The organism is Bacillus sp. RC51 (genome assembly GCF_044908115.1).
GTDB lineage: Bacteria > Bacillota > Bacilli > Bacillales > Bacillaceae_G > Bacillus_A > Bacillus_A mycoides.
Genome location: NZ_JBIYCW010000001.1, coordinates 835,593 through 850,488, shown reverse-complemented (window position 1 = coordinate 850,488; position 14,896 = coordinate 835,593). Strand labels below are relative to the sequence as shown.

At 33.3% G+C, this 14,896-nt stretch carries 13 protein-coding genes, 1 riboswitch and 2 other annotated features; of the genes, 2 read left to right on the top strand and 11 right to left on the bottom strand.

Annotated features, from left to right (window positions below; all coding sequences use genetic code 11):
* Position 1: 1 nt before the first annotated feature.
* From ABH959_RS04355 to ABH959_RS04315, 8 genes are all read right to left on the bottom strand, one after another.
* Positions 2–868 (bottom strand): ABC transporter permease subunit, encoded by an 867-nt coding sequence (locus tag ABH959_RS04355; RefSeq protein WP_002141702.1) that lies wholly within the window; start codon positions 866–868, stop codon positions 2–4.
* Positions 869–1,092: 224 nt separating this feature from the next.
* The gene (locus ABH959_RS04350) at positions 1,093–2,124 is read right to left on the bottom strand and encodes an alpha/beta fold hydrolase (protein ID WP_113937840.1); all 1,032 of its coding nucleotides are present in this window, start codon (positions 2,122–2,124) and stop codon (positions 1,093–1,095) included.
* 232 nt (positions 2,125–2,356) lie between these two features.
* Positions 2,357–4,240, bottom strand: coding sequence for an ABC transporter permease (locus ABH959_RS04345; protein ID WP_404492310.1), 1,884 nt, complete (start codon positions 4,238–4,240; stop codon positions 2,357–2,359).
* 12 nt (positions 4,241–4,252) lie between these two features.
* A complete protein-coding gene (locus ABH959_RS04340) occupies positions 4,253–5,029 on the bottom strand; it encodes an ABC transporter ATP-binding protein (protein WP_080025008.1) in 777 nt (258 codons plus the stop codon).
* Between the two features lie 230 nt (positions 5,030–5,259).
* Positions 5,260–7,182, bottom strand: coding sequence for a threonine--tRNA ligase (gene thrS, locus ABH959_RS04335; RefSeq protein ID WP_113937838.1), 1,923 nt, complete (start codon positions 7,180–7,182; stop codon positions 5,260–5,262).
* A gap of 44 nt (positions 7,183–7,226) precedes the next feature.
* Positions 7,227–7,449, bottom strand: a binding site (T-box leader).
* Between the two features lie 37 nt (positions 7,450–7,486).
* Positions 7,487–7,711: a binding site (T-box leader), on the bottom strand.
* Positions 7,712–7,831: 120 nt separating this feature from the next.
* On the bottom strand, positions 7,832–8,539 hold the full coding sequence (locus tag ABH959_RS04330) for a pseudouridine synthase (RefSeq protein WP_002136219.1): 708 nt from the start codon (positions 8,537–8,539) through the stop codon (positions 7,832–7,834).
* 442 nt (positions 8,540–8,981) lie between these two features.
* Positions 8,982–9,347: a VOC family protein gene (locus ABH959_RS04320; protein ID WP_113937837.1), complete on the bottom strand. Its 366-nt coding sequence runs from the start codon at positions 9,345–9,347 to the stop codon at positions 8,982–8,984.
* A gap of 99 nt (positions 9,348–9,446) precedes the next feature.
* Positions 9,447–10,076 (bottom strand): DUF4937 domain-containing protein, encoded by a 630-nt coding sequence (locus tag ABH959_RS04315; protein ID WP_404492309.1) that lies wholly within the window; start codon positions 10,074–10,076, stop codon positions 9,447–9,449.
* A gap of 433 nt (positions 10,077–10,509) precedes the next feature.
* A riboswitch (glycine riboswitch) is annotated at positions 10,510–10,629 on the top strand.
* A gap of 107 nt (positions 10,630–10,736) precedes the next feature.
* On the opposite strand from ABH959_RS04315, the gene ABH959_RS04310 reads away from it, so the two are divergent.
* Positions 10,737–12,104: an alanine/glycine:cation symporter family protein gene (locus ABH959_RS04310; RefSeq protein WP_113937835.1), complete on the top strand. Its 1,368-nt coding sequence runs from the start codon at positions 10,737–10,739 to the stop codon at positions 12,102–12,104.
* Between the two features lie 139 nt (positions 12,105–12,243).
* On the opposite strand, the gene ABH959_RS04305 is transcribed toward ABH959_RS04310, so the two are convergent.
* Positions 12,244–13,011 (bottom strand): DUF3891 family protein, encoded by a 768-nt coding sequence (locus ABH959_RS04305; RefSeq protein WP_113937834.1) that lies wholly within the window; start codon positions 13,009–13,011, stop codon positions 12,244–12,246.
* A gap of 205 nt (positions 13,012–13,216) precedes the next feature.
* Here ABH959_RS04305 and ABH959_RS04300 point away from each other — a divergent pair, with 205 nt between their 5' ends.
* Positions 13,217–13,489, top strand: coding sequence for an HU family DNA-binding protein (locus ABH959_RS04300; RefSeq protein WP_002012780.1), 273 nt, complete (start codon positions 13,217–13,219; stop codon positions 13,487–13,489).
* A gap of 50 nt (positions 13,490–13,539) precedes the next feature.
* Here the strand turns inward: ABH959_RS04300 and ABH959_RS04295 are convergent, their stop codons facing one another.
* Positions 13,540–14,082 carry a cold-shock protein gene (locus ABH959_RS04295; RefSeq protein ID WP_113937833.1) on the bottom strand — a complete coding sequence of 181 codons (543 nt, stop codon included), beginning with the start codon at positions 14,080–14,082 and terminating at the stop codon, positions 13,540–13,542.
* A 36-nt stretch (positions 14,083–14,118) separates the two neighbouring features.
* The gene (gene sfp, locus ABH959_RS04290; RefSeq protein WP_113937832.1) at positions 14,119–14,868 is read right to left on the bottom strand and encodes a 4'-phosphopantetheinyl transferase Sfp; all 750 of its coding nucleotides are present in this window, start codon (positions 14,866–14,868) and stop codon (positions 14,119–14,121) included.
* Between the last annotated feature and the right edge of the window lie 28 nt (positions 14,869–14,896).

Below are 14,896 nucleotides of genomic sequence, written 5' to 3'. Positions count from 1 at the left end.
ATTACGCACGCTCCTTTATAACATTTTGCAAAAGCGTATGTAATAAACGAAACAAGATAAAAATCGGTACATATAATATAATTAAACTTACTGTGAAAATTTCTATGTTCGAATGTTCTTTTACAAATACAAACATTCCATATGTGTTAAAAATCCATTCAATAATATATAAATTGGATAGCATAAATAAAATATTTGTTTTCGCATAATAAACTGTCGTCAATAAAACATTTCTTGAAATATGATGTGTCAAAATATGCCGTAAGCTTAACCCTTTACTCTTGGCAAACATACTATAATCTTTCTCTAATTCTTCTCTGAACCTTAATAACAAAAGTTTAATAAACAATAACGTTGTTGGTATTGTAAGACATATAATCGGTAACAAACGTACTCTTTCTTCCCCTAATCCAGCCAGTTTGATTGGCATAAACCCTGTTTTTTGAAAAATAATTACGACAAGAAGTTGCGATAATAAAATAAGTAAAATATCTGGTATGCTCTCAAGGGTAAGAAAAATCCCATTCCATATTCTTTGTTTCATATGAGTTCGCTGCAGTACAAAAACAACAAGTACATACGCTATACATAAAGAAAGTAAAAATGCTGAAAGAAATACTATCATCGTTTCAATATAATGGATCCAAATTTGCGGAAATAATTTTCTCGGCGCTTGAAAACCATATGTAATTTCAGTTGGGTGAAGTACTTTCTCACCAACATATATAATTGCATTCCAAAAACCGATTAAATCAATTTGTAATCCCTTAAATAACCGAGGGAGCGCACCTAGACAGATTATACATAAGATTGCAGCAAATAATTGTAAACAAGTAACCCCACACCACTTACCAATTCGAATGAACATAACTATTACCCCTTCTATTTAAATGAATATTCAGAAACTAAAACTATGTATAGTACCTATATCTTTTAATAAAATAACTCCTCTCTCGACAAAACATATCGATTCTCGTCATTTCTCTGAAGTTGTATTATATCTTTCGACTATTATCCAACATTTTCCTTCTTGATCGATTATATACTATAAAAAAGCACTTATTTTTAAAATAAGTGCTTTTTTATTTAATTTCATTTTACGAATGTATCACACAACCACTCATAAAACTTTTCCTTCTCTTCAAATTGAGGGTAATGTGCTGAGTTTTCAAAAGCTATAAATTCTTTTTGATTCGCTTCAATCCTATCAAAATACTGTTTAGCTGCATGAAATGAAGTATTATAGTCATATTTACCCATAAGAAAATAAAGCGGTAACTTCAGTTTAGTTACTTTAGTAGGTAATGGATTCTTTAAGTCTTTTTCTAATAAGACAGTTTGAGAGTGTGATAATCCAACGTTATAACGAATTACATCTAACAAGTTATATTCATTACTGAATAACATCCCCATGTTATCACCATCTGGATTTTCAATGAGTCTTGATGTTCCACCATATTTCGCAACATAATTTCGCGGGGTATATGTATCACCATTTTTAATTTTTTCAGTTAACCCTTTTAAATGTGAAACCTCATCCGCATTCCCAGCATTTTGTGCCTGTTCAATAACGTAGTTTAAACTATCCATCTCACTTTCTACTGTATCGCTCATCTGTCCAATGCCAATATATGCTTCATATTTTTCAGGAGCTTTGTTGGCAGCCTGTATTCCAATATATGTACCATAAGAATGGCCTATTAAAATTACTTTTTCTTTGCCTAGACGTTTTGAAACGTAATCCGTCATAGCTAATAAATCCTCCACGAGTAGATCTGATGAAAGGTTAGAATAGTCTTCAAAGAAATGATACGATTTTCCACTTGCTCTTTGATCGTAATTGACAACCGTGAATTTCTCTTCCAATAAGTCTTGGTATTTTTGAGCATATGGTATTTCCGAAGAACCTGGTCCACCATGTACAAAGATAATAACTGGATTACTCTTATCTTTGCCGCGTATCATAATTTCATGACCAGTTCCATTTATCTCTACTTGTTCTAATGTACTTATACTGTTTTTGACCCTTATTTGTGAGGTCCATGTAGGAAATACCAACGCTATGATTAGTAATAGTATAGTAATGACTCCGATAAGTTTTATTAATTTTTTTATCTTCCTCATACAACGTTTCCTTTCCTTTAAATTTATAAAAATATCAATTCCATCTAAATTTGTTTGTACATTATTAGTCTCCCATACACTTCTTAACTTTCCGCTACATAAACCCTTAACATTTCCTTAATTTTCTATATATTCATTACAGAAAGACTTGAAAACATCTCGCATACACGTATTTATGTATCACAAACACAGAAAAAGCCCTTGTTTTCATAACAAGGACTCAATTGTTTTCCTATTTCGCTATCTTTTCTTTCGGCATTACCATACCTTTATAAAGTTGGACAGTAATCCAATAATAAATGAAATAAATTACTATGAAAATCCCTATTGGCACCCACACTTTCACAAACGGGTCAACTAATATAAAGCTGAATAAGTTAAGCCCTACTAACACGTGGGAAATTCCAATAATTGCTGGGAAGATAAATAAATATGAGATTTCTTTATATATACTTTTTGTTAACATACTACGTCTCACACCAATTTTCCGTAACATTTCATAACGGCGTACATCACGAGAAGCTCCTGTTAATATTTTGAACATAAGAGAACTCGCCATCATTGCTAAAAACGCAATTCCAAGGAAAAATCCCATAAACATTGTTCCGCTCATGAAACTGTTCATAAATTGATAAATTGTCATTTTCGTAAATAAGTCTACTTTTGTACCTGTTGTTTTTTCAATTTGTTCTTTTTGCCTATTGTCAATTTCTGTCAATAATGGTTTATATTTTTTCATATCATCTACTTTTGCTAATGTCACAGTGTGTTCTGTTCCTTGAATTCCTTTATAATGCTCTTCATCAGCAATTCTTACAGGTTTTCCGTTAAATTGATTATGTGTAATTTGTATTTCTCTTACAACCGCATCTTCCCAATCTTTTGGCATACGAGGAAGCTTATTCGCTACTTCGGGAGCTTCCAAAGCAGAATATACGGGTTCAGTTAAAGGTTCAGCTACACGTTTACGAGCAGGTTCTTTTAAAGTCTTTGTATCAAAATGATCTGAAATAAGTGGTGGTTTTTCAGTTAAGTCGTTACGTAAATAATAAACCGCTTCTCCATCTACTTTATACTTATACTTGCTTTCTTCAACAATTTCCATTTCTTTTAATGCTGCTTTATCTTGTTCATTTGGATCATGAATTACGACATCATATACACGTGAGAAGTCTGTCATAATGCCTACATTCTTTTGAAACGCCATACCTGCTGTCATCGCACCTGCACCTAATGCAATTAACATCGCTACAGTGCCTAGTACTCTCGATAAACTAGTTACTCGAAAGCGTAACTGTGCATAAGTAAAACTATTTAATCCCGTTTCATTTCGCTTTTTATTCCCCTTAATTTTCATTACAAAAAGTGGCAGTAATGAGTTGAAAATGAAATACGTTCCTAATGTCGTAACGATTGTCGCTATTATAAATCCTAGTTCAGCAAACATTTGTATATTTACCATAAAATAGTATCCTGTACTTACTAGCAATACACCTAGTACTGTCATAATAACAGTGCGAGTCTTACTTTTCTTCACCTCATCTTGCGTTTCATCTTCACGTATTAATTCTAATTCTGTTTTACGTAATAATCGGAAACTATTCATTAAACCAGTAATGAAAAATAATATTAAGAAGAAAATAGATGTAACTAATATAGCTGGTGTGTACACAGATGCGTAATTACCTTTTGCTGAAATTTCCATTCCATTCATTAAAAAATTTCCTGCTACACTAGCAAGTACTATTCCTACTAAAATACCGATAATAATACTGACAATACCCATACCAAAAGTCTCAATAAATAATAATTGCGCTACTTTTTTCTTTTTCGCTCCAAGCATCATGTACATACCGAGTTCTTTTCTTCTTAATGTAAGTAAAAAAGAATTGGCATATATGATGTAAAAAACTGTAATGAAAGAAAGCAATATTGCACCAACCCAGAAGACGAGCCTAATACTACTAATGAGACTATTATCTTTTGTAAATTCACTATTCATCGCCATCGTTTGGAACATGTAAAAAATACTAATACTAATAACGAGACCAATAAGTAACACCATATAATCCTTTAACATTTTTTTCATACTATGACGTGATAATTTGAATAACATAGTCTCGCCTCCTTACTTCGACTCAGTTGCTGAGCCCATTTGGGCAAGCACACCTAAAATATCTTGATAGAAATTTTCTCGTGTTCCTTGACGATTTAACTCTTTATAAAGAAGTCCATCCTGAATAAATAAAATACGTTCACAATAGCTCGCACTAAATGCATCGTGTGTTACCATCAAAATACTTACATTGTGATTTTCATGTAAATCTTGCATCGCTTCTAATAAACTTTTTGCATTTTTACTATCAAGTGCTCCTGTCGGTTCATCTGCTAATACGATGGCCGGATTATGTACTAAAGCTCGTGCTGCTGCTGTTCTTTGCTTTTGTCCACCAGAAACAGCAGTTGGATATTTCGTTAAAATTTCAGTAATCCCTAATTTCTTTGCAACTTCATTTACCTTCCCAGTAATCTCACTTGAAGGTACTCCTTGTAGAGACAGTGGCAAAGCAATATTTTCATAAATTGATAAATTTTCTAGTAAGTTAAAATCTTGAAAAATGAATCCTAATTTTTGAGAGCGAAAATCAGATAGTGCATTTCCCTTCATAGAAGTAATATTTGTGCCAGCTATTGTTACACTACCACCTGTCGCTTGATCAAGTGTACTAATCACATTTAGCAATGTCGTTTTACCAGATCCAGAAGGACCCATAATCCCTACAAATTCTCCTTCTTTAATACTTAATGAAACACCCCTTAATGCTTTTGACTGATTCTCATTTCTTTTCCCATACGTTTTTTCTACACTTTCTACAGTAACTACATTTGTTGACATCTCTTTCACTCCATCCCTTTTGTATAGTATTAATTTCTCACATATTTCTTATCTTTTTGTCATATAAATCCTTAAGAGTTTTTTAACTTTTCAATCTCAAAAGAAATATGAATCATATCACTTCTTAATATTCTCATTTTTCTAAAATCAATTCATTCGATTTCCCTTACATTTACCTTACAATTTTGTAAGGTAAAAAAGAAAACACACCACTTTCTAATGGTGTGTTTTCTTTACAATCAATATTTTCTATTTTTAATTTCCTCTTCAATATTTGCCACAAATACATCTAGCGCAACAACTTCTGACTTCTCTTCTCCATATTTACGTACATTTATAGATTCGCTTTCCATTTCCTTATCACCAACAACAAGAACATACGGTACTTTTTGCATTTGCGCTTCTCTTATTTTATATCCTAACTTTTCATCTCGCATATCTCGTTCAACCCGAATTCCAGCTTGTGCTAATTTGTCTGCAACCTCATCTGCGTATTGTACATGCACTGCATTTGAAACTGGAATTACTTTCACTTGAACTGGTGCCACCCACGCTGGGAACGCGCCTCCAAAGTGCTCAATTAATATCGCTAAGAATCGGTCTAACGAGCCTAAAACTGCCCTGTGAATGACAACTGGTCTTCTCTTTTCATTCTTCTCATCTATATAATTTAAATCGAATTTCTCTGGCATTTGGAAATCGAGCTGGATTGTTCCGCACTGATGACTTCTATTTAAAGCATCTTTAATATGGAAATCAATTTTCGGTCCATAAAATGCGCCGTCACCTTCATTTAGTCTATATTTATAATTCAATGAATGTAATACATTTTCTAATGCCGCTTCTGCTTGCTCCCACAATTTATCATCACCCATTGAATCTTCTGGACGAGTAGAAAGCTCTACTTCATACTGGAATCCAAAAGTGTTATACACGTAATCAATTTGCGCCATTACTGATTTAATTTCATCTTCAATTTGTTCTGGAGTTACAAATAAATGAGCATCATCTTGGCAGAAAGTACGAACTCTTAATAATCCGTTTAAAGCGCCACTAAATTCATGTCGATGCACTTGACCGAACTCACACATACGAATCGGTAACTCACGATAAGAATGTAATTTATTTTTAAACATAAGCATATGGCCTGGACAATTCATCGGTTTTAACGCAAAACTTTTATGATCTACTTCTGAGAAATACATATTGTCTTTGTAATGTCCCCAGTGTCCTGACTTCTCCCATAATTCTTGATTCATCATAAATGGAGTACGCACTTCTTGATAATTGTACTCATTTTGAATTTCTCTTAAAAATGCTTCTAATTCATTGCGAATAATCTGTCCTTTTGGCAAGTAAAAGGGCATTCCCGGAGCCTCTTCCGAAAACATAAACAATTCAAGTTCACTACCTAATTTCCGATGATTTCTCTTTGCAGCCTCTTCAACAAAATGCAAATAATTTTCTAATTCTTTTTGTGAAGCAAATGCAACACCGTATATACGCTGAAGCACTTGATTGTTACTATCGCCTCGCCAATATGCACCAGAAACATGAGTTAATTGAAATGCTTTCAAATAACCAGTAGATGGCAAATGTGGTCCTCTACATAAATCTACAAATTCACCTTGTTTATAAAGTGTTACACTCTCATCATTAGGAATTGCTTCTAAAAGCTCTAATTTCAAACTATCATTCATTTCTTGAAACAGTTTTTTTGCTTCTTCTCGAGAGATTTCAACTCGTTCTATCTTTACATTTTCATTTATAATATTTTTCATTTCTTTTTCGATTTCCGGTAAATCTTCAACATTTACACTACTTGCAAGATCCATATCATAATAAAATCCATTTTCAATAACTGGCCCTACTCCAAGCTTCACATCACCATAAATTCTTTTCACAGCTTGAGCTAATATATGTGCCGCAGAGTGTCTTGCAATTTTTACCCCTTCATCTGAATCCATAGTAATGATTTCTACTTTCGCACTTTCTTCAATGTTTCGTCGTAAATCAAAAGACTGCTCATTAACTTTTCCTGCGACTGCTTTCTTTTTTAAACTACTGCTAATCGAACCAGCAATTTCTTCCAAAGTAATACCTTTCACAAATTCTTTAACGCTACCATCTGGAAATTTAATTTCAATCATCTGTTCTTTCATTTTTCATCTCTCCATTTCATAATAAAAAGCACACTCATCCCTAAAATAGGGACGAGTGTGCTTTTACCCGTGGTTCCACCCAGATTCCCATCGCAAACATGCAATGGCTTCTTTTACGGTAACGTCGTTTACACGGCACTAGATACTTCATTTCCCCAGTGCAGCTCTAAGGTGGTAAGTTATTTTTCTGCGTTAGGAAGTTCTCAGCTTTCCTTCCTTCTCTGTATAACCGTTTAAAATAACTCGTGTCCTTTTCTTCGCTTATTATGAAATTAAATATAAAAAAGCATATTCATCCCTAGTAAATAGGGACGAATATGCTTATATTCGTGGTTCCACCCAGATTCCCATCACAAAAAACATAATGGCTTCTTTTGCGGGTAACGTCGCTTACACGGCACTAGATACTTGATTTCCCCAGTGCAGCTCTAAGGTGGTAAGTTATTTTTCTGCGTTAGGAAGTTCTCAGCTTTTCTTCCTTCTCTGTATAACCGTTTAAAATAACTCGTGTCCTTTTCTTTGCTTTTGTAAAAAATCCATTTATTGTTATTTAATATATCCTATTCATTTTATTTTTACAAGTGTTAAAAATATATTTTTTATTCAAAAAAAAGAAACCAAAAACATTTTTGGTTTCCCCTTCTCTTTTTTACCAATCTTGTGGTTCGTAATTTAAGTCTGAAAATAGGCGTTTTTTCTCTTTTTTCGATAAATCTCTCCACTGTCCAACCGGTAAATTATTCAATTCAATATTCATAATTCTCGTACGTTTTAACGTATATACTTGATAACCTAGAGCTTCACACATACGACGAATTTGACGATTTAGCCCCTGTGTTAAAATAATTTCAAACTCATATTTTGATAACTGTGTAATCTCACAAGGAAGCGTTTTTGTATCTAAAATTTTAACACCTGCTGCCATTTTCTCTAAAAACTCCGGTGTAATCGGCTTATCTACTGAAACGATATATTCTTTCTCATGTTTGTTTTCAGCACGTAAAATCTCATTAACGATATCGCCATCATTCGTTAACAAAATTAAACCGTCTGAGTCTTTGTCGAGACGTCCGATGTGATTAATTCGTAAAGGATGATTCACTAAATCGATAATGTTACCTTTTACGGCTTTTTCACTTGTACATGTAATACCTACTGGTTTATTTAAAGCGATATACACATGGTCTCGAGCAATACGAAGTTGCTCTCCATTTACTCGTACGTCATCACCTGGATTTACTTGGTCACCAATTTTTGCAACCTTACCGTTAATAATTACTTTTCTCTCGTTAATTAACTTATCTGCTCCACGTCGAGACGCTTTTCCAGCTTCACTAATAAATTTATTGATACGCAAGTTAGGCACATCCTTTTCATAAAAAATTTCAAGCTCACACTGCTTCTACCGTACAATACAAAAGGGTAAGCCTCCTATTATAACTTAAATATATTAACATGAAAGGGTATATGACGTCTTCACTTAATTACATGTTTACAAGAAAATAAGTGGTCCTCTTTTCCTTTTCACCTCAAACTGTTTAGCAGTCAATAGATTAACCCTTGAATATAACATCATTTATTTACTTTTTTCATAGATAATATACCGATATAAGTTTGATTAATAATGCCTAAATAACTCACAATATGTGAAAAGCAAAAAGAATCCTTTTGAAAATATTCAAAATGGATCCTTCTTCAGCTAAAATAATACTAGTTTTTATACAAAAGTGTTCAATAATTATAATCTTTGATAGAAAACATCGTTCAACAAACAAAATAATCTCGAACTCCCTAATTTTTTACGCTTCAATATTTTCTTCACATACTCCAAAAAGAAGCCCTTGATTATCTATACAATAAGCAAAGTAGCCCATATTAGGAATAGCAGTTTTAGGTACAACTACTTGTCCACCATTTTCAATAACTTTATTTATGTACTCATCAACTGAAGATACTTCAATAGAATTAGTCGTCCTAGTAGCACCATCAGGGGATTTCATTAATCCACCATCGATACCGGGTCTATCACTCTCACCTGTAATTATGAACCAATATTCATGTGTCCCAGGCATTTTTTCAAACTTCCATCCAAAACTATTTGTATAAAATTGAATAGCTTCTTCAGGGTTTGGGACTTGCAATTCAAATCTTAAAACTCTACTCATTTAAATATCTCCCCTCTTATTCTTGTACAAAGTAATTATACAAGAACTAATGTTCTGTATCATTTTTTTCGAAACTAGCTACTTTAATAAGTTCTAACTTTATTTAGAAGCGGCAACAGACCATTCTTCCTTCCGAATAACTTTCTTTCCATTTATATTTTCGACATACTCATTTACATTTGCCAACTGATATAACTCTGGGAAAATTTCTTTCATATAACGTCCATGTACTATTTCATCTTGCCAATAAGTTAATACTATGTAACGATTTTCATTCTTTAAAGACTTCCCTACAACTCCACCTAATATCCCTTTTGCATTTTCCATTCCTTTATTCCAAATTGTTTCTTGCGTATGTAAAAAATTCTTTTCTTTTCCTTCTTTCACATCGCAAATTGCAACTCTTACAAATGACCCTTGTGCAATTACGTCTTTCAAAGGAGTTTCTGTTATATCATACAACGTTTGAAACATTTCAATATTACAGGAAATATATGTGCCTTCTTGATTACTATTTAAAAAAATTGTATCATGAGCATCATTCATGAATGATTGATATGCATTTCGATCTTCCCATAAAGTATATACACACGCTTCCCCTTCATTCCACCCACCAAATTGTCCATAGAATCCGTCTAAATACTGTAAATCACGCCATTTTTCTTGCGCATCAGAAAACAATTCCCTTTTCTCTTCTTCCACCTTGCAAAATATTGTTTTTAATAGCATTTCTACTCCCCCTTATGATAAGACCCATTTCCCTCTTGTAATAATTTGTTTACATAATAAAATTATGTAAACAAATTATATCTGCTGTTATACTCCATACACAAATAACCATTTTTAGTCACTCTAAATCTATCAAACCACCAAATTGATTTTATTTCAAATAATTCGGAATTTAAAGGGGGTATAATCCTATACAGATTACATCTCACTCTTAACTCATTTACTATTTCAAAATAAAAAATGATTGCATTTCACTAATTGTATCTCTATAATGTTTTTTATTGATTCTATACACAATCAATGCGTTTAAGTTTTTAATTTTATAATTCGGATGAACCATTCAGGAGAAGGTCTATTGATCTACCGACGGGGCAAAAAGTTGCTGAACCAACTTTGAAACTCTCAGGTCTTGTTTACAAGTAGAACTGCATGGGGACGAATCTCTGGAGAGACTCCCTCTCGCTTAATATAGCGCGGAGGAAAACGAGCACCGAAGGAGCAAATCCGCTAATCTAGCGGATAATCTCTCAGGTAAAAGGACAGAGACAAGCGAAAGAAAATGCCGATTTGTATCGGTTTATTTTTCTATCCCTTGTTTCTCCAGAGACCATTTCATTTCCTTGAAGTGGTTTTTATTTTTTCTAAAAAAGGAGAATACAGATGGAAACAGTAAGTAAAGTATTAGAACAAATTAATCAATATGTGTGGGGGTTACCAACTTTGTTGCTACTTGTTGGAACTGGTATCATTCTCACAGTGCGCTTAAAAGGTTTACAATTTAGTAAACTAATATACGCTCACAAACTAGCTTTTAAAAAATCAGAGGATACATCATCTTCTGGAGATATTAGTCACTTCCAAGCACTGATGACAGCTATGGCTGCAACGATTGGTATGGGAAATATAGCAGGTGTCGCAACTGCTGTGACAATCGGTGGACCCGGCGCAATCTTTTGGATGTGGATTACTGCTTTATTTGGAATGGCAACAAAGTATGCCGAAGCAATCCTTGCGGTGAAATACCGTGTTAGTAATGAAAATGGTGAATACTCCGGTGGACCAATGTATTATTTAGAACGTGGTTTAGGGAAAAAATGGCTGGCTGTTTTATTCGCTATATTCGGCACAGCTGCTTCTTTCGGTATCGGTAATATGGTTCAATCTAATTCAGTTGCAGAGGCAATGCGAATCAATTTTGCTTTCCCTCCCGCATTAACTGGTATACTCATGTCATTCTTAATCGCCATCGTTATTTTGGGCGGTGTAAAAAAGATTGGTAGAGTTACTGGATATATCGTTCCTATTAAAGCATTCTTTTATATAATCGCTGGCCTTATTATTATTTTCTATCACTTTGATCAAATTCCAGAAGCATTTTCACTTATTTTTTCTGGTGCATTTCAAGGTACTGCAGCTGCTGGTGGTTTTATCGGAGCAACAGTTGCATCTGCAATTCAAATCGGAATGGCACGTGGTGTATTTGCTAACGAGGCTGGTTTAGGAAGTGCTCCTATTGCTGCGGCTGCTGCCAAAACAGATTCACCTGCAAAACAAGCTTTAGTTTCTATGACTGGTACTTTTCTAGATACATTTATTGTATGTACAATTACGGGGCTAGTATTAATTACTACAGGCGCATGGAAATCAGGTAAAACTGGTGTTGAAGCTACAACATTAGCATTCCAATCCGTATTCGGTACTGCTGGTAGTATGATTCTCGGTATCGCCATTATATTATTCGCCTACTCTACTATTTTAGGTTGGTCGTATTACGGAGAGAAGTGTGTAGCTTATTTATTCGGACAAGGTGCTGTACGATATTATAAAGCAATCTTTATCGTTATGATTGCTATTGGCGCTAATTTAAAATTAGGTGTTGTATGGACATTTGCCGATATTGCGAATGGACTTATGGCGATTCCAAACTTAATTGGTCTTATTGGGTTAAGTAGTGTAGTTGTCGCTGAAACAAATCGGTTTTTACAAGCAGAGAAATTGAAAGAAAGTCATAAAAAACAGGCAAGTTAATTTGTGTTTACAATAACTTCAGTTTAAATTCCACTATAAATATTGATTTTATATAGAATAAACCCATACATTTAAAAAAAGAAATTGTTCAAAATGTATGGGTTTTAATTTTAGATTTCTTATGTTTGAAAAATTTTCTTTATTGTATGAAACGAATGTTTTGCTTCTTCATTTCCGATTCTCTATCAGCTTTTACAATCCCTTTTTCTTTAACTTCATGTTTATTTATAGTTTTATATTTTACATACGTATGAAATTCCGTTTTAAATGGAAACGATGTTATTTGAATTGTTTCTTCATCCACCCATTCAGCTTGAATAGGCTTCTCCCCCTTACTATTAAACATTTCTGTTCCTTCAAAACCCTCTTTAAATAAATCAATTTCATCTTTCTTTTTTACACCAGGTTTATTCATACATACATATAAAGAAAGTTCATCACAAAACTTTAATAATCTATAATGTTTATCAAACATCGCATATTGTTCTTTTGTTAACGTTTTCAAAATTCTTTTTTGTCGTTCCAATTCATGTTTATAAAAAGACATCATCTCTTCATCTTCCTCATTTAATGGAAATGATAAAAAGTGCTTACTACAAAGTAGCGCCCCGTATGGATTTGACTCTTCAATTGCATTCAAACCAATCGTATAAAAAACAAAGCGTAATGAACTTGGACAATCCATAAATGTATATGGAATATTTTTAGTATCATTCAAAATTGGTACTTTATCAAGCTCTATCCATCCTCTATCATGCTCATATATAGCATCAATTGTCTCTTTTAAGTATATTTTATCTTCAAAAAAATCTTCTATTATATGTCTTGCAATTTCACCAGCTAAAAAACCATGATCATGTTGACGAATTAATATACTTTCTTTCTCATTCTTTTCACGAAAAATCATCCGTATATTCCCCCTCATCCTCATATTACAGCTTGTTGTATGCATCAATTCTTAATTAATCCCTAATTATTAGCAGGGATTCAGTTTCTTTCAACGAAATTAACATAAATATACAGCATTCTTTCTAATCACAAAGTTAGCTTTATCTTTACTAACCATTATACTAAAACATTCATTCTAAAAAAATTTTTTATGAGGTGAAAACATGAACAAAACAGAATTAGTTAAAAATGTAGCACAATCAGCTGATATTTCTCAAAAGGATGCTTCTGCAGCTGTACAATCCGTATTTGACACAATTGCTAATGCATTACAATCTGGCGATAAAGTGCAACTAATCGGCTTTGGAACTTTTGAAGTGCGTGAAAGATCTGCTCGTACAGGGCGTAATCCGCAAACTGGAGAAGAAATTCAGATTGCTGCTGGTAAAGTTCCAGCATTTAAAGCAGGAAAAGAATTAAAAGAAGCTGTTAAATAAACAATAAACCAGCCATTTTATAGGCTGGTTTATTGTTTATTGTTTATTTCTTATTTAAGCAGTTCCTTTATATTCTCTGCATGATACACTTCACAAATATAAAATACACATTTGCAGTTACTTACAATTTGATATTTTCTAGTTGGATAAACATTCGCCGCAACAGAACATCCATCAAACAATTCGATAATATTTCCAGATGGCTGATATCCTTCATATAATACGTTTCTTCTTACTTCCATCTTTTCTATAAGGTTTTCAACAGGAATATTTCCACTCTCTAATTCACTCTTTATTGTATCCGGTAAAAACGAAGTGTCCGCAAAAATTAGATTTTCAGATAACACCTTACCTTTATAACTAACATTAGATACGCGATAAAGAAATGTTCCGTTTTTATCAAAGAAATTCTTTGCTTCTTTCGGAATGTATTGTCTATTAAGCGCTTCCTGTTCAAGTACATCAAACTGAACTGTATCTTTTACAAGTTTTTCTAAAGCTAGAATAGATGACGTATTTCTAGAAAACAACATATCTTTAATTGCCTGTACATTATAAGTTAATTCAGTTTTTCTATTTTCCGCTACTAACATGAGGAACACCTCTTCTATAAGAAATTTTATTAAAAATTAACGATGATTTAATAGCAATCCCGCGTCTAACTGCGTGATTTCAATCACTTCTTTACTGAATATTGCAATGGAAGCCATATAATCTAAACTAGGTCTTACATCTTCCATCATTGTATTTTCTGCTAACTCTTGTCTATCTTTAAAAATCAACAATTTTGGAGGGTCATTTGGAGCTGATACTGTAATTTTTACTGGTGGAATCAATAGTCCTTCACCTGTCGCTTTCAGCACTGCTTCTTTTCGAGTCCAATATGTTAAAAACCCTTCTAGTCGCTGCTCATCAGGTAATTTCATAACTTGTGCTATTTCAATGTCTGTTAATACGCCCTCTGCCATTTTCATAACATCTACATTTGGATTCATTTGCTCAACATCAACACCAACAGGTGCAGATTTAGTAAATGCAACAACAACCCACTCACCCGAATGTGAGACTGATATTTGCGGCATACCTTCTGGTAACTGTGGTCTGCCATGTTGTAATTTACATACTGGGCACATTCGATCAATTGGCACTTGAACTGGCGACATAGAAAGTACCTTTCCAAGTACTAATCTACTAATTACGCAACCTATTATAAAACGCGCACGGTCTGCCGAATGATGATATGAATTTGCTTTCTCTCGCTCTACATCATTTAGTAAATTGTAATGCGATGATTGTAAATCTGAAATTCTTGCCCACCATATTTGACAACTATTCTCATTAAGAGTTGGTACAGAATCTACAACTTTACTCTCTATCATGTAAACTCTCTCCTTTTAAATGCCAATA

Bases quoted from the DNA above. Each gene is read 5' to 3' on its own strand.
- ABH959_RS04355 (WP_002141702.1), bottom strand. From the start codon at position 868: ATGTTCATTCGAATTGGTAAGTGGTGTGGGGTTACTTGTTTACAATTA.
- ABH959_RS04350 (WP_113937840.1), bottom strand. From the start codon at position 2,124: ATGAGGAAGATAAAAAAATTAATAAAACTTATCGGAGTCATTACTATA.
- ABH959_RS04345 (WP_404492310.1), bottom strand. From the start codon at position 4,240: ATGTTATTCAAATTATCACGTCATAGTATGAAAAAAATGTTAAAGGAT.
- thrS (WP_113937838.1), bottom strand. From the start codon at position 7,182: ATGAAAGAACAGATGATTGAAATTAAATTTCCAGATGGTAGCGTTAAA.
- ABH959_RS04320 (WP_113937837.1), bottom strand. From the start codon at position 9,347: ATGAGTAGAGTTTTAAGATTTGAATTGCAAGTCCCAAACCCTGAAGAA.
- ABH959_RS04315 (WP_404492309.1), bottom strand. From the start codon at position 10,076: ATGCTATTAAAAACAATATTTTGCAAGGTGGAAGAAGAGAAAAGGGAA.
- ABH959_RS04310 (WP_113937835.1), top strand. From the start codon at position 10,737: ATGGAAACAGTAAGTAAAGTATTAGAACAAATTAATCAATATGTGTGG.
- ABH959_RS04305 (WP_113937834.1), bottom strand. From the start codon at position 13,011: ATGATTTTTCGTGAAAAGAATGAGAAAGAAAGTATATTAATTCGTCAA.
- ABH959_RS04300 (WP_002012780.1), top strand. From the start codon at position 13,217: ATGAACAAAACAGAATTAGTTAAAAATGTAGCACAATCAGCTGATATT.
- ABH959_RS04295 (WP_113937833.1), bottom strand. From the start codon at position 14,082: ATGTTAGTAGCGGAAAATAGAAAAACTGAATTAACTTATAATGTACAG.
- sfp (WP_113937832.1), bottom strand. From the start codon at position 14,868: ATGATAGAGAGTAAAGTTGTAGATTCTGTACCAACTCTTAATGAGAAT.